Source organism: Paragemmobacter amnigenus, assembly GCF_009908265.2.
Taxonomy (GTDB): Bacteria; Pseudomonadota; Alphaproteobacteria; order Rhodobacterales; family Rhodobacteraceae; genus Paragemmobacter; species Paragemmobacter amnigenus.
Genome location: NZ_JAAATX020000005.1, coordinates 172,790 through 189,759, shown reverse-complemented (window position 1 = coordinate 189,759; position 16,970 = coordinate 172,790). Strand labels below are relative to the sequence as shown.

Here is a 16,970-nt window from a genome sequence, read left to right as displayed (position 1 = left end):
TGCATTCTATGCAGTTAAACGCTGTTGTTCAGTTAGGTACGCAGACATGGTTGACGCAAGTCTGCCTGCAAATCGTCGCGAGAAACCCACCAGATCGCTGCTGATCATTCCGACACCATCCAGCGAACGGCCCGGGGTCAGATTGAGCTGGCGGCCGTCGCCAAAAGCCGCAGCTTCAAGCGCAGCGCGGTCCACGGGCATGGAAAAATGTCCGAGGATACGGGCAGCGACACCCACGGGATCTGCGACCAGCTCTTCGTAGGATACCGTGATGGTCGGATTGGGCATGGTCTCGCGCCAACGCTTCGCCAGATGCTCGGTCCGCGCGATGGCGCGTGCGGCTACCTCGAGATCGTAGGTATAGCGGTGTGCCTTGTTGAACTGCTTGAAATACAGAGCGGCAGCGAAATCGCGCGGCTCGCGCTGCACAAAGACGATGGGCACATCCGGATGCAGCGGCCCAAGAAAGGCCAGTTGTTCCAGATTTCCGGGAGTCGTGTCGATCACCCGCCGGGCCTTCGGTTTTGGTCCGTTCGCGAGAACGGCCTCGAAATAGCGCCGGATCGGTGAAACTTTGCGTGACAAGAGCTTTTCCATCGCAACGTCCGCGCCCCGGGATCGGTCAACGTCCAGAAAGATCTTGTAGATCTTTGCCGTTTCCCCGCCTGCAACAAGGTCAGGCTGGGAGGACAGCAGACGTTCGAGCAGGGACTTTCCGGAACGCGGAAGGCCAGCGATCACGAACAGCGGGCAATCAGCCGGACGCTCTGGCTGTTGATGGCGCCGCTGGAAGGCTGCATCGAATTCGGGCAGGCAACGGCTGAAGCTGTATTCGAGACGCACGCCTTCATGCACGGCGCGCATCTGGCGGTTCCCCTCCTCGAAGAATGCGAAAGCCTCTTCGTCGCGCCCTGCGTTCATGTAGATCTGACCCTGCAGGAACTGGGTGGATGCGCGGTCATAGACGTTCAAGTCCGGGTTGTCCTGACCTGCGTTCAGCCTTTTGCAGATATCGTCCTCGGGCGTGATCTGTTCGAAGTCCATAAGCTCGCGGATTGCATTCATATGGAGCGGGTGATCGCGCAATACGGCCCTGTATGTGGCGGCTGCCTTGTCCCAGCGCCGTTCGAGCACATGGATGCGGGCCTGCATCAAACGGTGCGCGCGGATCTTCGGAAACAGCTTCGTCGCCTCGCGTGCGTTCTCGAAGGCCAGATCGCGCCTGCCGATGGCGATCAGCATCTCGGTCCGCAGTTTCCATGCTTCATTATGGGTGCGGTCAAGGCGGACAATTTCGTTACAGATGGAAACGGCTTCGGCGAACTTGCCGTCATCCGCGGCTTCGGTCGCGTCGTCGAAGCGGTTGTCGAGAAGCTGTTTAATCTCGCTCAAGTGCGTAATCCGTTCCGTCGCCAATGTCTGCGCGGATGATACAGGCGGCGCGGGCGCGGCCGTCAAGGCAAAGTAACGACGGTTAATCCGTCAACTGAGCGGGAAGATGCCGCCTGCGTAGGCGGAGAGCCAGCGCGCGGGATTCTGTGGATCCTGCAGTCGCAGGAACGTGTATCCCGTCTTGTGCCACGGCACGATGCGGTTGGTCAGATTATCGAGAATAAGGTCCTGCTTCCCGGTCCGCAGGACAAGTACCGCATGTGAATTGCGGTTACGGTCCAACACCGCCGCGATCAGCAGTTGTTCCGGGGGGATTCCTGCCTTGATGAGCTCGTTCTTCTTGAAAAGCGCGTAGTCCTCGCAATCCCCACCCCGCTTTGTCGGCAAGGCCCAGCGCTCTTCGATCCGATACTGCGACAGATCGGATACCGCACGGATGGAACGATTTGCCCGCAGGTTGACGTCCATCACCATGCGAAGGGAGGCATCGTCAATGGCCTTGGTCCGACCTGATCGCGCACAAGCCCAGTCATAGACCGAGCAGAGATGCTTTGCGCCGCTTGGCGGCTGGACCACTGCACGCACAGGTATGAGACCGGTCACCGAGGGCCGGTTTGCATCTATGGACAGCGCAGGGGTGGCCCCGCCCAGTCCGATAACAACGGCAAGCCAGGCGGCACCGATCCGGTGCCTCGAGGCGCGTATTGGCAGCTTTTCTAATCCGAGCATGCAACTCCCCAGCCATGCGAAACCCAGAACGCGGTCAGGAAAGCCAAACTGCATGTCGGTCGTGGGGCCGAAGCGGGGCATTTTTGGGCAAGCCCGGTAGAATGCAGTCCGGATTGCGCCACAGATGGCCCATCCGAAATGGCGCAATCTCAGGTCCGACCCGGCTATCCGGTCCGTTTGGGCCATTGGCGAAGGCAGGAAGTGATCCGTGGGAAGATTGACTTCCGGATTCCCGAAAAGGGAATCGTGCTGAGGGAAGTCGCGGCCGCCATGGCCGTAGGGGAACTTGTATTCAGACATCTGCCAACAACCCGGCAACTGGTTACACTACAGTTTCAGGGTCTTGAGAGACGTCTAGTTTGTCAACCTTTGTTAACTCGAATGGGGTCAAACAGCAGTCGAAGGCCGTTCAGGACAACCAGAACGGTTCCACCTTCGTGCCCCAACACGGCAAGCGGCAAAGGAAGTTCGAAAAAAAGCCCACCCACAACCAGAACGAGCATCGCGGCAAGGGCAAAGACCAGATTCTGGCGGATGATCGTTGCCGTCCGGCGGGCAAGCCGGTGGGCTTCTGCAAGCCGCTCCATATTGTCTGAAAGCAGGGCGACCTCTGCCGCCTGAAGCGCAACCTCGCTGCCCGCAGCGCCCATCGCGATGCCTACATCCGCGCGGGCGAGGGCGGCGGCATCGTTCACGCCATCGCCGACAAAAGCCACTTTTCCGTCGCGACCGAGTTCATCGACCAGACGGACCTTGTCGGCCGGCAAGAGGTCCGAATGGATGTCCTCGGTTCGCAAACCGAGGGCTGCGCCAATCCGTTCCGCAACCGGTCGGCGGTCACCTGTCATCATGAGAAGACGGTCGATTCCGACAGCACGAAGGGCTGCCAGGCCTGCTGCCGAGGTAGCGCGGGGTTGGTCGGCAACGGTGATCGCCCCCAAAAGGCGCGCGTCACGGCCAAGGTACACCACCGTCTCGGACCCATCTTGCAGCAGGTTCAGGGAGGGGTGTGCAAGGTCGGCCCCCATACGCGCCACCATTCTGGGATTTCCCGCCCAGATCACCTGTCCTTTGTCCTGTCCGGTGATGCCCTCGCTCGGGTAGGCGGTCACTTCGCCGAAAACTGCGGGAACGAGTCGGCGTGCAACCGCAGCCCTGCGAATGGCTTCGGCGATAGGATGTTCTGAATGCGCTTCTATCCCTGCAAAGAGCGAGAGCACGTCATCCTCGGTCCCGCAAAGGGAGATGATCCGTTTCACCTCGGCCTTGCCGGTTGTCAGCGTTCCGGTCTTGTCGAAGGCAAAGGTCTTGACCTCGGCAAGCGTTTCAAGTGCGGCGCCCCCCTTGAACAGCACGCCACCGCGGGCAGCGGCAGACAGGGCGGACAGAATGGCGGCAGGAACAGAGATCACAACAGCGCAGGGACTTGCCGCAACAAGAAGCGTCGCAGCACGGTAAAGCGCGGTCTCGATGTCGATGCCGATGCGGACAAACAGGAGAAAGAATAACACCGAACCAAGAAGAACGCCCACGGTGTAGCGTTGTCCGAACCAGTCCGAGAACCGTTCGGACGGGGCCTTCATCGCCTGTGCCTCGGTCACAAGCGCAATCATGCGGGCGACGGTCGACTCTGAAACAGGCCTTTCCACCTGAACCGCCAGAATGGCATTCAGGTTCACCGTCGCCTCGTGCACAAACGCACCTGCGGCCTTGTGAACGGGAACGGATTCGCCCGTGATAGAGGACTCATCAAGCGAGCCCTCGCCCTCTATGATCCGCCCGTCAACGGGAACCCGCGCGCCGGGGCGAAGGATAAACACATCCTCGCGGACAAGGGCACTGACCGGAACTTCTTCGGTAAGGCCACTTTCCAGTCGCCGGATCGCGCTGTCCGGACGCAGTGCCATGAGGGCCTCGACGGCGCGTCGTGCCTTGCCCATGGCGCGATGTTCCAGCGTCGAAGAGAGCGAGAACAGGGCCAGAAGGACAGCACCTTCAATCGCAGCGCCGACCGCTGCAGCAGCAAGTGCAGCCACGACCATCAGCAAATCGATATCGAGCACCCTTTCCTTCCACAGGGCCCTGAATGCCGTCGCCGCAGCGGGCAGACCGCCAGCCATATAGGCGAGCCAGAGCCCGAGAACGGCCAGGTCGGCAGGAAGCGGGACCACAAACCGGTCAGCCAGCGCAAGCGCGAGACCAGCAAGCGTCAGTCCGGTCAGTGCGGGCCCGAACCTGTCAGAAAAATCATGGTCCATTCGTCAAGCTTACGCGCCCCGAACCGGACCACAAGGGGCGCGACAGTCTGTCCCTTGTTGGGCAACAACTGCAGGCTGTGCCGCCTTGTTTTCCCCAGCCACTTCATGAATATGAATCAGGGGCGTGACGGGATAGGCGAGCTGCCTTGGCAGGTGATCACCTGTCCGGGACACGGCAGTGTATTTTGACCGGACAGGTTTCGGTTCTCCGCATGTTGAGCGGTCTGGTCAGGGCTTTGCCCGCGGATCTCGATCTGGCCATCAAGGATGTGCTGGCACAGTTGGCCGGACTGTATTCCGCGGACCGGGCTGGCCTGTACCGCGCCACGCTGACCGAAAGCCATACATATTCGGCCAAGGACCACGCGCCGCTGATCCTTGATCCGGCACGGCTATTTGCATGTTTCGACAGGGCAGAATCCGACGCGGTAATGCTGGACGCCTCTGATCTGGGCGCGGTACATGCAGGAGCGGAGCAGTTCCACGTTCTCGCGGTCCGCAACGACGGGCGTCTTGTCGCCTTGCTGGTTCTGGGCGTCGCGAAAGGTTCCCCGCCACTTGACCGCGAGAGCCTGGAGATCCTTGCGGCCACAGCCGAAGCAATGGAAGCGATCCTTCAGCGACGGGAGAATGAACGCTCTCACCTCGACATGGCGCGGCGACTGGAAGCAACGCTTGCCGCCATGCCGGACCTGCTTTTCGAAGTGACAGCAGACGGACACTTTGCCGGATTTACCGCAGGGCCGAAGAGGCTTCGTCTTGTTTCGGACAAAGACCTTACTGGAGTGCATTTTTCTTCGGTCATGCCGCCGGATGTGACACCGATCATTCAAGCGGCGCTGAACCGGACGGTGACGTCAGGCCACTGCGAAGGTGTGCGCTTCCGCCTCGATCTGCCGGACGGAGCACATTGGTTCGAGCTTACTGGCGCGGCCAAGCCTGCCGAGGAGCCCGAGGCCGATCCAACCGTCATCTTCATCGTGCGGGACGTATCGGCAGACATGCGGATGCGAGACGAATTGACCCGTCTTGGCAAGATCGTCGAGACGATGTCGAACCTCGTCTGTATCACCGATCTCGACGAGAATGTGGTCTGGTGTAACGCCGCATTCGAACGCCAGACGGGTTGGACACTGGACGAGATTCGCGGGCGATACTTCGGTGACGTGATCCGGATACCCGGCGCGGACAGGGCCAACGAGCAAGGTGTCGAGCAGGCAGTCAGGAACCGTCGGGCCTATTCGGGCCAGACCGTCAATCAGGACCGGTGGGGCAATCGCTACTGGATCGACTTCAACGTGGTTCCGCTTGAAGACGCATCGGGCAAGCTGGTCGGTTTTGTCTCTATTGAGACGGTCGTGACCCGGATCAAGGAACAGGAGGCAGCACTTTCACTGCTGGCTCAAAGCGCGAGCGAGGCCCGCACACGTCTGGAGAACGCGGTCCATGCCCTGCCGGACGGGGTTATAGTGCTGGATGATCAGGACCGCGTGGTCGTCGCAAATCGGGCCTATGTGGACATGTTCCCGCAGCTTGCGCGCCACTGCCAACCCGGGGCTGCGCTGGAAAGTCTTTTGCGCAAGGCTGTGGAACTTGGCGTTTTCGGTCCTGGCGTCGCTTCGGCGGACGGCGAAGCGTGGATTGCGGACAGGCTTGGCGCCTATCGGACGGCTTCGCAGAGCGACGAGGTGCAACTGCCGGACGGGAGATGGCTTCGCCGCATCCATACGCGGACAAGCGACGGCGGATTGGTAGCAATCGCGATCGATGCAACTGCCCGGCACAACCAGATTGCCGCGCTTGATGCGGCCAACACAGAGTTACGTGACGCCGAGGCGCGGCTGCGCGGCATCATGGAAGTAGCAGGGATCGGAACGTGGGAACTGGATCTTGCGACCGAAACCCTGCGCGTCGGCGGGAACTGGGCGAAGATGCTGGGTAGGCAGGCGGGGGATTTCACCGTCCTTCGGCTGCAGGAATTCCGGGAGCTTGTCCATCCGGACGATGCGGATAGCCTGCCCGATCCGCACCGCGACAACCCCGAACGCGGGGACGGGTTCAGCGAGATGGAATTCCGGATGCGCCACGAGGCGGGTCACTGGGTGTGGATCCTGTCCCGCTCGCGGATCACGCGACGGGCAGCGGACGGCAGCCCGTTGGTGATGGCCGGGGTGCATCTGGATGTGTCCGAGCGCAAGAGGCTCGAGGAACAGTTGAGAGCAGGGCGCGCCTATCTGTTTGACGTCATGGACACGTCCATCGCTGCGCTTGCCGTCCTGAACGAGGCAGGCGAGATCACCTATGCCAATCTCGAGGCGGAGCGCATTCTGGGGCTGAGCGGGTCGGACCTGCGCGGACGACGGTTCAACGCGGCGGAATGGCGGTTGGAGACAGTGGCCGGTGGAAATCTGGACGAGGCCGCCTTGCCCTTCCGTCAGGCGCTGGAACATGGCGGCATCGTCAGGAACATCCGCTTTGCCCTCCACTGGCAAGATGGAACACGTCGGGTCCTCTCGGCCAATGCAGTTCCGCTGGTCACGGCCGAAGCAGAGCGGCATGTCGTCGTTTCCTTCTCGGACATTACCGAGGAACTTGCCGCAACCGCGCGGCTGGAAGAGGCAAGGGCGCGGGCGGAGGAGGTAAGCAAGGCGAAATCGATCTTCCTTGCCAACATGAGCCATGAAATCCGGACCCCGCTGAATGGCGTACTGGGCATGGCGGAGGTTCTGGACGGCATTGTATCGGCCCCGGAACAGAAGCAGATGGTCGCCACAATACGACGGTCCGGCGAGACGCTGCTGACCGTTCTGAATTCCATCCTCGACATGTCGAAGATCGAGGCGGGGAAAATGGAGCTGGAAGAGGTTCCCTTCCTGTTGTCCGACCTCTTGTCACAGGTCGAGGCACTGCACCGCATCAAGGCAGAAGAGAAAGGGCTGGAACTGCAGGTGATGACGAGTGCGGGCGCGGATATTCCGCGCATGGGGGACCCGCACAGGTTGATCCAGATACTGAATAACCTTTTGAGCAATGCGATAAAGTTTACCGAAAAAGGGCGTGTCAGGCTGACGTTGTCCTGCCGGTCGGGACGGCCCGTGACAATAGATGTCACCGACACCGGCGTTGGCATGACCGAGGCACAGTTGTCGCGGGTTTTCGAAAGCTTTGAACAGGCCGACGGATCGACCACCCGCCGTTTCGGGGGAACGGGACTTGGGCTTTCCATCGTACGGCAACTGGTGCTGCTGATGGGCGGCATGATTACCATGAACAGTCAGGAGGGACAGGGAACCGACGTCCGAATCGTCATCCCGCTTGCCGAGGCAGCGCGATTGGAGCGGAGTACGGCTGAACCAGACCCCGCAGCCGACCTTTCCATTTTGGAGGGTCGCAAGATCCTGATAGCGGACGATAATTTTACGAACCGACTGGTTTTGACAGAGATGCTGTCAGGCACCGGCGTCGCGTTGACCTTGACCGAGAACGGGGTAGAGGCGGTGCGTGAATGGGAAATCGCAGCGACGTCAGGGGCGGCATTCGATGTTCTTCTTCTGGATATAACGATGCCCGTTCTGGACGGAATGGCCGCCCTGAGCAGCATCCGGACCCGCGAATCAGAGTTGAAGATGCGCCCCGTTCCGGCAATCGCGGTGACCGCCAATGCGATGCCAAATCAGGTCGCAGATTACATCGTCGGCGGTTACGACACCCACCTTGCGAAACCGTTCAAGCGCGGGGAGCTTTTTCACGCCTTGAAAACGCTTTTGAAGGTATGACGGCAGGACGGCGGGCATTTGCGCTTGAACGAACGGGAAAAGCCACAGAGAGTTAGGGGATATTAACTCCCCTTTTTGACCACATTCTCGCCCCCGAGTTGTGATGACGTTTTCCGAGGGCAGATTGGCAGGCACAGGGTTCAGGTATGAGCGCCACTTCATATCGTCAAAAATATCGCGTCCTTCTTGCCGAGGACGACGAGATCAACCAACAGATCGTCATGGCGTTTCTGGCCTCTGCGCCACATATCGAACTGACAGTGGTGGGCGACGGGCGCAGTGCGCTGGAGGCTGCGCTGGGCTCGAAGTACGACCTGATGCTCTTCGACCACAACATGCCGCATATCACGGGCGACCGCGTGATCCGCTATCTGCGGTCAGGCAATTCAAGCAATGCGGCAACACCGGTTGTCCGGTTCACTGCAGATGCGGATCGTGCCGAAGTGAAATCCAGAGATGGCCTTATCGATGCGGTCCTTCCCAAGCCCCTGAAGGCCGAGACTTTTCTGACCACCATCGAGTCCATCTTGCGGAGGGACTGACCCCGCATCCGGTAGCAAGTGGCAGGAAGATCAGTAGATGAAGAACCAGATCCGGCCGGGCGGACGTGACGTTGACGATAGCGGGACCGCTTTGGTCACGCCGGAGGCTCTTCTTCTGGCAGAGCGCCGCCTGCGGGACGTGATCGAGGGAGCCCAGGTCGGGACGTGGACGTGGGATTTCGATTCCGTAGGCCAGTTGGTCAATGACGTCTGGGCCGAGATGCTGGGCTATGCTGCGGGCGAACTGAACCAGATCACATACGAGACCTGGAGCCGCCTTATCCATCCCGATGACAAGGACTGGGTCGAGGCGGAGCTGACGCGCTGCACGTCCGGCGAACGCGACTCGTATGAGGCCGAGTACCGGATGCGCCACAAATCAGGGCACTGGATCTGGGTCCTTGACCGCGCGCGCGTGGTCCGGCGCAAGGCAGACGGGTCACCAAAGGTCATGGCAGGCATCCAGATCGAGATATCCGAACAGAAATCTCGCGAAGCGGCACTCTTGCGGGCAAAGCAGGAGCTGGAAGAGGCATTGGCCCTGCGCGACACAGCCGAGCAGCGTTTCACCGACATTGCCGCGGTGACTGACGGTTGGTTCTGGGAGCAGGATCAGGATTTGCGGTTCACCTACCTGTCGCATACCGAACATGTAGAACGGCTTGGTCTGACGGGCGATACGGTAATCGGCAAGACCCGCGTCGAGTGGCTCGAGGCGCATCCGGAGGTAAAGGCCAGCGCCGACTGGGCAACGATCCTCGCAGCGCAGCAGAGCAGAGTACCGTTCCGGAATTTTGTCTACCGCGCACCCTATTCGGAAGGCGGCGAAGAACGATGGTTCCGCATTTCGGGCCAACCGGTGTTTGATGCTGCTGGCCAGTTCCTCGGGTATCGGGGTGTCGGTTCGGATGTGACCGAGCTTTACCTTGCCAAGGCGCGTGCAGAAGAGGCAAGCCGGACGAAATCCATGTTTCTGGCCAATATGAGCCATGAAATCCGCACGCCACTGAATGGCGTTCTGGGCATGGCCGAGGTTTTGGATGCCACACTGACCGATCCTGAACACCGCAGGATGATCGGCACGATCCGCCGGTCGGGCGAGTCGCTCCTGAACATCCTGAACGACATTCTGGATATGTCGAAGATCGAAGCAGGCAAGCTAGAGCTTGAGACCGTACCCTTCAGTCCGGTCGAGATGGCAGAGCGTGTCGAGGATCTGCATCGGCTCAAGGCGGAAGAGAAGGGGCTGGATTTCGAAGTGCTCGTCTCAACGGGGGCCGAATTGCACCGGATGGGTGATCCCTTCCGGGTCCAGCAGATCCTGCACAACCTGATTTCGAATGCGATCAAGTTCACTGACCGCGGCGAAGTCACAGTAGAGGTGTCGGGCCGACGCGGCACATCCCTTGTATTCGAGGTGCGCGACACCGGTATCGGGATGAACAAGCAAGAGATTGCCCGGCTGCATGAGGAATTTCGCCAGGCAGACAGTTCCGTTACGCGGCGGTTTGGTGGAACGGGTCTCGGCATGGCAATCACGCGGACATTGGTCAGCCGGATGGGTGGTGACATCACCGTAACCTCGGCCCCCGGTGTGGGCACACAGGTGCGTGTCGAGCTTCCGCTTCCGGTTACGGATGTGATGTCCGATGCCCCGCCTTCGTCCACTGCTGGCGCCGAGTCCGAGGGGCGACTGGACGGTGTGCGCGTTCTGGCCGCGGACGACAACGGGACCAACAGGTCTGTCCTTGAGCTCATGCTCAAGCGGTCCGGCGCAGAGGTGACCACGGTCGGCGATGGCTTGCAGGCACTTCATGCCTGGGAGCCCGGTAAGTTCGATGTCGTCCTGCTGGACATCGCGATGCCGGTGATGGATGGCAAAGCCGCGCTTGAGGGGATTCGTGCCAAGGAACAGGCCGCGGGTGCCGCCCGGCTGCCGATCATTGCCGTGACAGCCAATGCCATGTCGCACCAGATCGTCGAGTATCTTATCTGGGGTTTTGACAGTTGCGTGTCCAAGCCGCTGACAATGGCGGACGTGACCAAGGCGATCCGAACACTTCTGCCGCGCCACTGAGGGATAGGTCAGTCGTCGATCAGCTCTGCCAATGCCGAAATCAGGGGGCGCAGGGCGCGTTGCAGATCGTCCCGTCCGGATCCGTTCATGCAGAGGGCTTCGACCTTTTCCGCAAGCTGGCCCAGCCCCGCGTGACCAAGCGATGCAGCCGTTCCCGCGATCTTGTGGGAGACCGACCTGATATCGACCAGCGCCTCGGCGATATGGTGTCCTGAATCCAGCCGGACCCATGCAGTGCTGAGGACATCCAGCCGATCCGCAGCGACTTGCCGGAACAGCCGTTCGGCGGCCGCCAGAGGATGATCGGGACGGCGACCGCCCCGAAGCTCGATCGCGGTCATGCGACCAACTGCCCGCTCTTGGGCCGCTTTTCAGGTGGCGTTGTGGCAGACTGGATCGCACGTTCGATGATGCGCGTCGGTTTCGTCGGCGACAGAAAGGCGCTGCGGGCCGGTTCTCCGACACGGACCTGCGGGACGGGCAGACGGTCAGAGGCGTAGATCGTCTCGAAATCCATCAGGCCGATATTGATGAGTATTTCCAGATCATCTGTGGCCTGACCCAGATCACGTTCCGTCATGCAGACGAACGTGCCGCTGCCCGCATAGGCGATCATGACCTCTTCTGTCTTGAGCGCATCGACAATTTGTGCGGCAACATCGCCCAGCATCTGTACATAAGTGCTGCCGGATGCCTTGTTGAAGATGATCCCGGCATTCTTGATGTGTATCGCGAAGGCCGAGGTTGAATACATCCGCTTGACCCCAAGGGTCAGCAGGTAGTTTTCCATTGCCAGAAACTCGATGCCTCGATCAAACCCGGGTATCATGATCGGGGTCTCGAACTCGGCCTTTATCTCGGCCGCGGCGGCACGCTGGCCTACAAGGCGCGCGAATTCCGCTAGCCTGCGACGCTCGGCCAGCAGCCGGTCTACCATGCCTATGCGTGCGCGCAGCTCGATGATGTCCAAAGGCTTTGTGATATAATCGGTTGCGCCTGCGGCGAATGCCTCGTCCACCGTGTTCTTGCCAGACATGGCGGTGATCATGAGTATCGGCGTCTGACGGTAGGCGGTGCGCTGCCGGATGGCCGCGGTAAGGGCCGCGCCGTCCAGATCGGGCATTTGCATATCTGACAGGATGCAGTCGTAAAGAAGCCCCGAAAAATCCAGTTCATGCAGAGCTTCTTGTCCGGAAGACATGGTCGTCACCTGTGCATAGCCGATCATGCGCAGCATGCCGGCCAGCAGTTCAAGAAACACAGGATCATCGTCGATTGCGAGTATCCTCATCGTTCGTTTCCTATCGGTTTCGACGCCTTACCCCGAGAGTGGACGGGATCACGCGTTAAATTTCATTACGCCCCGATGATGAAAATGGCGGGGAATAGCGGCAGAAATAGGACGACTTAACGATGTTTAACGGTTGGACCGACCAGTGTTTTCTCCCATAGCGTGTACAGGTTTTCAAATTGTCCAAGGAAGGACAACAACGCAGCATTCAGGTGCCCAGAAAGACCCTTTCCAGCACCCACCAAACCCCGATCGCCGCAATGCCAGCCGAGGCAGGCACGGCGATTGCCGCGCGATACCAGTCTTTCCTTCCGAACCACGCGCCGACCAGAAGGAAAGCCATGGCGATGACAAAAAGCTGTCCCAACTCCACGCCTATGTTGAACCCGATCAGTGCGGGAATGAAACCGTCCGCAGGCAGACCGAATTCGCCCAGAACCGCCGCAAAGCCAAGCCCGTGAAGCAAGCCGAACGCAAAGACGATGGCTGGCCGCCACGGGTTAAGTCCTTTTGAAACAATGTTTTCAACCGCAACAAAGACAATGGAGCCGGCAATCACGGGTTCGACAATGGACGCCGAAACAGTGACATAGCCAAGTGCACCCAACGCCAGCGTCACCGTGTGGGCAAGGGTGAAGGCCGATACCTGCCAAAGCAGGGGACGCAAGCCGGGCGACAGGAAGAACAGGCCCAAGACGAACAGGATGTGATCCAGCCCCTTGGGAACGATATGATCGAACCCGACCGGAACATAGGCGGCAAAGGATTGCCATGCCGTCATCTTGTCTCCACCGGACAGACGGATCGGATCGGACAGGGCACCCGCTTCGAGGTAACCGTCATATGGCTCTTCCACACCGTTCTGCCGCAGGACGAGTGCGCCGAACTGTGATGCCCAGCCGATCTGGATGGCCTCTGCGTCCGCAGGCAGACCAACGGCAAAGGTAAAGTGCGAGGCCCGCGACAGGTTCACATCCCCGACTTCGCCCACCGATACCGCAACCAGTTCGACCCCTGTAACGTCCTTGCCGTCGGCGAGAACATGGATGCGCGGGGCCATACCGGGCCAGAACGCCCGAAATCTGTCTTCCAGTACCTCGGGCGGAAGGGCGCGCAAGGCATCGTAGTCCATCGACTGTGGTGCGGCATTCGTATCGCTCGTCGCCGTCAGGTCGATACCAGCGACAAACCCTTCCAGATTGGCACGTACATCAACCGTAAGCATGCCGTCGCGCAGTTCGAAATCGGCAATCGAGGGCATCACCTCATGGGCGTTCACCGGCGCCGGAAGCAACAGGAACCACACCATCACCGCCCAAACAGCAAAAGCTTTCATGCCCCGCCCCCGTCCCTGCCCTTGACCCTGCCCGTCGAAGGACAATCTGATCCCGCCAGAGAAAGCGCAACCGCCGAGAGGCTGACCGATGTCCATTCGCAGGCTCCTTATTTTGGCCATCGTCTTCACCGTTCCGGCGATGCCCATCCTTTCGCATGAATACTGGATCGATGCGTCAAAGTTTCACCCCACCCCCGACGAAGAAGTGACCGCTGACTTGCGCGTCGGCTCCGACCTGTCCGGAGAGGTCTTTCCTTGGCTGAAGCAATCGTTCCGCGCCGTGCAGCTCTGGTCACCGGATCAGGGTCCGACGCCATTGACGGGGAGGACGGGCGATATCCCTGCGTTGCGGCTTCCGTCCCTTGATGCCGGACTGCACCGCATCAGCGTGGAAACCACACCCTCCTTCGTCATTTTCGAAACCATGGACGTGTTCGAGGACTATCTCGCCTACGAGGGGCTGACCGGAATTCTCGAGTCCCATCGCAGTCGCAGCCTGCCCGAGACAGGTTTCGGAGAGCGGTACAGCCGCAATGCACGTGCCTTGATCCAGTCGGGGCCTGTGATCGAGGGACAGACAGACGCACCCACGGACATGCCGTTCGAGCTGGTAGCGCAAGGCAACCCCTATGAACCGGGGCTCGGCTCGCTTCCTGTCCGCCTAACCTGGCAAGGGGAACCGGCGGCGGGCGTTCAGGTGGCCCTCTTTCATGCTGCTCCCGAAGCCGAACCGCCCCAAGGCGTGACACGCCAGCTTTTCACGACCGACGGCGAAGGACTGGTGACCATTCCGCTTCAAGGGCAGGGACTTCATCTGCTGTCCGCGGTCCGTATAGAACCGGTCGAAGACAGCGCGGCTGCAGTCTGGCAAAGCTGGTGGGCCAGCCTTTCGTTTTCGCCCTAACCGCCACGGCGGACGATTGCCTCGAGGTCGATGACTTCGGGCTCGGGTGATGCGCCGGATTGTGGTGCGGGCGTCTGGTCTGCGGATTTGGGCGGCGACACGATGAGCGGCAACACCTCGGCCCCTGTCGCAGAGGGGCCTGTCCGCTCGGGTGGTTCGCGCCATGACAGCGTGTCGAATCCACCGCAATTGTCGCAGATCGGATCCCATTTCGCATGGACCGCCTGACACTTGTCACAGCACCATTGCGGCCCGCGCGGAGCAGTCAATGCCTTGGCCAACCAGCCGCGCACGACCGCCTCATCCGCGCCCTCGCCGCGCTCGATGGCCGCCATGATGGCAAGCGCCCGCTGGGTCGGGTGTTTTTCGACTATGTCAGCAAGGGCACGGCGTGCCGCGGGAAAATCCTCGGCAGCGATGTTCAATTCTGCCATGAGCAGGCGCGTTTCCTCATGCGCCGGATGATTGGCGGTAAGGGTCTGGAACCGCTTCAACCTCTGTGTCGGTGACTCTGCAGGTTCGATATCGGCGAAGGCAGCCGCAAGATCAGGGTGCGGCTTTGCATCCCATGCCTTCTTCAGAACACGCATCGCCCCCTTGCGATCACCTTTTTCCGCCATGGCACGTGCAGCCATTGCAGCAGCGGGAATCAGATCCGGTGACTGACGGTTCGCCTCGATCGCCGCTTCGCGTGCCTCGACCGTGGCACCCTCGTCCAGCACACCCTGCGCCTGCTGCAGCGCCAGAACGGCATCGCGCCGCCGGTAGACGTCGCGGGGCAAGGCGCCTGCCTTCAGCTTGGCGCCAAGCGTTGCCCGTGCACCCTTCCAGTCCCTGCTTTCGGCTTGGAGTTTCAGAAGGATGTCCTGCGTTTCCTCATGTCGGGGCTTCAGCTCCAACGCCTTCACCGCCAGCTTCTGCGCTGTCTCGCTGTCCCCCTCGGCCAGCTTCTGCCGCAGCAGACCGCGGATCGCCACAAAACGTGTCGTGTCGGATGAAAGCAGTTCCTTGTAGGCCTCGGTCGCGCGGCGTGTATCGCCCGCGGCTTCGGCAGCCTGTGCCACCAGCAGTGTCGTCAGATGTGGCTCTGCCAGATATTTCTCGGCCTTGATGGCACGGTTGAGCGCCAGCCTGCCCTCGCCCGCGGCCAGCGCAAGCAGGCCTTCGGACAGGGCCTGAAACCCTTTGCGTTCGCGGTTCCGGTCAAAGTAGCGCGAAATCGCCGTTTCATCCCCGTTCAGAAACCGGAAAACGGCGACAACCAGACCGGCAAGCTTCAACAGAAGCCATACGAGAACAACCATTGCCAGAAAGACGATCAGGGCCTGCAACGGCCCGAGCGTGAATTCATATCCCGCCGCAGCAATGCGTATCCCGCCGCCCGTATCCAGCAGGATGCCAGCGCCGAGTGTCAAAGTGGCGACGATAAGGATGAACAGCAGAACCTTTGCGAGTGACCAGATCATCCCGGCCCCCATCAGTTGGCTGCAAGCGTGGCAAAGGCAGCTTCTGCCTCTAGCCGACGCTGCGCTGTGGCGATCCAATCGGCCAAAGCGGGCTTGGCGGTCTCTGGCAGTTTGTCCAGTTCGGCCAAAGTATCACCCAGCTGACCCTGCCCAAGCGCTGCTTCCGCCCGCGAAAGGATGGCATCAGGATCATCGCCTTCGCGCGGCGTGAGCGAGCGCAAGCCCGTTTGACTGCGAAGGAAGTTCGACACCCGGTCAGTCCAGCTTTCCCCCATATTCGCCCGCAGCGCCGCTTCAAGCGCATCACGGGCAACGGCGGGGAACGTGTCGCGCAGCATGGACAGCGTCGGCAGGCCTGTTGCCGCATGGTCGACCAGTACCGCAGGTACCGCATCCGCCGGCAAATCGCGCAAGGCGGCTGCATAGGGTGCCCCACTGTCCAGGGCTGCCGCAATCCGGCCGACCGCAGCCTCCTGTCGCGCAGAAATTGCTGCAACCTCTGCCTCCTCGGCCAGCGTAGCTGCCCGCGCCTCGGCTTCCTTCAATCGCGCTTCGACAGCGTCGGCCGCTGCGGTGACATCGGCGGGTATCGTGCCTCCCGACCCAAGCTCCGCTATCTGTTCTTTCAGCGCCTGAACCTCTGCCGCCAGTTCAGGTGCAGCACCATCCACCGCTGGCGGTCTGGCCTCCAGCTCTGCGACCGCCTGCTCCAACATCACAAGACGCGCTTCGACAGCACCAATGTCGGCCGCAGGTGCAGCCTCAAGCGCAGCGACGCGTTCTTCCAAAGCAGCCCCTGCCTGCGGCTTTCCGGCCAGTGCCGCCAGTTGCTCGCGCAGCGCGGCGATTTCCTCTGCCTGCGCGACAATGGCCTGATCCGGCACGGCCTGACCCATGGGCAGAAGGTCCGGCATATAGCGGGCAAGGCCGAAACCCGCGCCAGCGGCAATCAGTCCACCCAGCACCATCCCGAAAAACGCACTGGTACCACTGCCGCCCCCGCGTGGTGTCTCGACCGCAGCAGGAGCGATGGGCGCAGATGACTGTTCAGGTGCGGCGACCTCTGGTTCGGTTGCCTTGGGATCGGTCGCTTCGACCACCGCCATCAGGTCTGCGTCCTCGGTCACCGGAGCTTCGTCGGTCTTGCGCTTGGCCATATTCAGGTCCTTTCGCCCACCCGCTCAGGGTAGTTCTGGACT

The 16,970-nt window shown here is 60.9% G+C and carries 12 protein-coding genes; 4 read left to right on the top strand and 8 right to left on the bottom strand.

What is annotated here, in order from left to right:
* Nucleotides 1–6: 6 nt before the first annotated feature.
* From GU927_RS08660 to GU927_RS08650, 3 genes are all read right to left on the bottom strand, one after another.
* Nucleotides 7–1,392: a tetratricopeptide repeat-containing sulfotransferase family protein gene (locus GU927_RS08660; RefSeq protein ID WP_161762008.1), complete on the bottom strand. Its 1,386-nt coding sequence runs from the start codon at nt 1,390–1,392 to the stop codon at nt 7–9.
* A 90-nt stretch (nt 1,393–1,482) separates the two neighbouring features.
* Nucleotides 1,483–2,421: a transglutaminase-like cysteine peptidase gene (locus GU927_RS08655; protein ID WP_161762007.1), complete on the bottom strand. Its 939-nt coding sequence runs from the start codon at nt 2,419–2,421 to the stop codon at nt 1,483–1,485.
* Between the two features lie 62 nt (nt 2,422–2,483).
* Nucleotides 2,484–4,379: a heavy metal translocating P-type ATPase gene (locus tag GU927_RS08650; protein ID WP_161762006.1), complete on the bottom strand. Its 1,896-nt coding sequence runs from the start codon at nt 4,377–4,379 to the stop codon at nt 2,484–2,486.
* Nucleotides 4,380–4,591: 212 nt separating this feature from the next.
* Between GU927_RS08650 and GU927_RS08645 the strand changes: the two genes are divergently transcribed.
* The 3 genes from GU927_RS08645 to GU927_RS08635 all read left to right on the top strand — a co-directional run bounded on the left by GU927_RS08645 (nt 4,592) and on the right by GU927_RS08635 (nt 10,774).
* Nucleotides 4,592–8,155 (top strand): PAS domain S-box protein, encoded by a 3,564-nt coding sequence (locus tag GU927_RS08645; protein WP_161762005.1) that lies wholly within the window; start codon nt 4,592–4,594, stop codon nt 8,153–8,155.
* Nucleotides 8,156–8,301: 146 nt separating this feature from the next.
* A complete protein-coding gene (locus GU927_RS08640; protein ID WP_161762004.1) occupies nt 8,302–8,697 on the top strand; it encodes a response regulator in 396 nt (131 codons plus the stop codon).
* 37 nt (nt 8,698–8,734) lie between these two features.
* The gene (locus GU927_RS08635) at nt 8,735–10,774 is read left to right on the top strand and encodes a PAS domain-containing hybrid sensor histidine kinase/response regulator (protein ID WP_161762003.1); all 2,040 of its coding nucleotides are present in this window, start codon (nt 8,735–8,737) and stop codon (nt 10,772–10,774) included.
* Between the two features lie 8 nt (nt 10,775–10,782).
* Here the strand turns inward: GU927_RS08635 and GU927_RS08630 are convergent, their stop codons facing one another.
* The 3 genes from GU927_RS08630 to GU927_RS08620 form a co-directional block, all read right to left on the bottom strand.
* Nucleotides 10,783–11,115 (bottom strand): Hpt domain-containing protein, encoded by a 333-nt coding sequence (locus GU927_RS08630; RefSeq protein WP_161762001.1) that lies wholly within the window; start codon nt 11,113–11,115, stop codon nt 10,783–10,785.
* A complete protein-coding gene (locus tag GU927_RS08625) occupies nt 11,112–12,065 on the bottom strand; it encodes a response regulator (RefSeq protein WP_161762000.1) in 954 nt (317 codons plus the stop codon). Before GU927_RS08625 ends, GU927_RS08630 begins: the two co-directional genes overlap by 4 nt.
* A gap of 208 nt (nt 12,066–12,273) precedes the next feature.
* Nucleotides 12,274–13,497, bottom strand: coding sequence for a HupE/UreJ family protein (locus GU927_RS08620; protein ID WP_332838495.1), 1,224 nt, complete (start codon nt 13,495–13,497; stop codon nt 12,274–12,276).
* Between the two features lie 16 nt (nt 13,498–13,513).
* Here GU927_RS08620 and GU927_RS08615 point away from each other — a divergent pair, with 16 nt between their 5' ends.
* On the top strand, nt 13,514–14,305 hold the full coding sequence (locus tag GU927_RS08615) for a DUF4198 domain-containing protein (protein ID WP_217765570.1): 792 nt from the start codon (nt 13,514–13,516) through the stop codon (nt 14,303–14,305).
* Here GU927_RS08615 and GU927_RS08610 read toward each other — a convergent pair.
* On the bottom strand, nt 14,302–15,771 hold the full coding sequence (locus GU927_RS08610) for a heme biosynthesis protein HemY (protein WP_161761996.1): 1,470 nt from the start codon (nt 15,769–15,771) through the stop codon (nt 14,302–14,304). The two genes, GU927_RS08615 and GU927_RS08610, sit on opposite strands and share 4 nt — an antisense overlap.
* An 11-nt stretch (nt 15,772–15,782) precedes the next feature.
* Nucleotides 15,783–16,928, bottom strand: a complete 1,146-nt coding sequence (locus tag GU927_RS08605) for a COG4223 family protein (RefSeq protein ID WP_161761994.1) — start codon at nt 16,926–16,928, stop codon at nt 15,783–15,785.
* Nucleotides 16,929–16,970 lie beyond the last annotated feature (42 nt).

Bases quoted from the DNA above. Each gene is read 5' to 3' on its own strand.
- GU927_RS08610 (WP_161761996.1), bottom strand. From the start codon at position 15,771: ATGATCTGGTCACTCGCAAAGGTTCTGCTGTTCATCCTTATCGTCGCC.
- GU927_RS08655 (WP_161762007.1), bottom strand. From the start codon at position 2,421: ATGTCTGAATACAAGTTCCCCTACGGCCATGGCGGCCGCGACTTCCCT.
- GU927_RS08605 (WP_161761994.1), bottom strand. From the start codon at position 16,928: ATGGCCAAGCGCAAGACCGACGAAGCTCCGGTGACCGAGGACGCAGAC.
- GU927_RS08650 (WP_161762006.1), bottom strand. From the start codon at position 4,379: ATGGACCATGATTTTTCTGACAGGTTCGGGCCCGCACTGACCGGACTG.
- GU927_RS08635 (WP_161762003.1), top strand. From the start codon at position 8,735: ATGAAGAACCAGATCCGGCCGGGCGGACGTGACGTTGACGATAGCGGG.
- GU927_RS08640 (WP_161762004.1), top strand. From the start codon at position 8,302: ATGAGCGCCACTTCATATCGTCAAAAATATCGCGTCCTTCTTGCCGAG.
- GU927_RS08630 (WP_161762001.1), bottom strand. From the start codon at position 11,115: ATGACCGCGATCGAGCTTCGGGGCGGTCGCCGTCCCGATCATCCTCTG.
- GU927_RS08625 (WP_161762000.1), bottom strand. From the start codon at position 12,065: ATGAGGATACTCGCAATCGACGATGATCCTGTGTTTCTTGAACTGCTG.
- GU927_RS08620 (WP_332838495.1), bottom strand. From the start codon at position 13,497: ATGGACATCGGTCAGCCTCTCGGCGGTTGCGCTTTCTCTGGCGGGATC.
- GU927_RS08645 (WP_161762005.1), top strand. From the start codon at position 4,592: ATGTTGAGCGGTCTGGTCAGGGCTTTGCCCGCGGATCTCGATCTGGCC.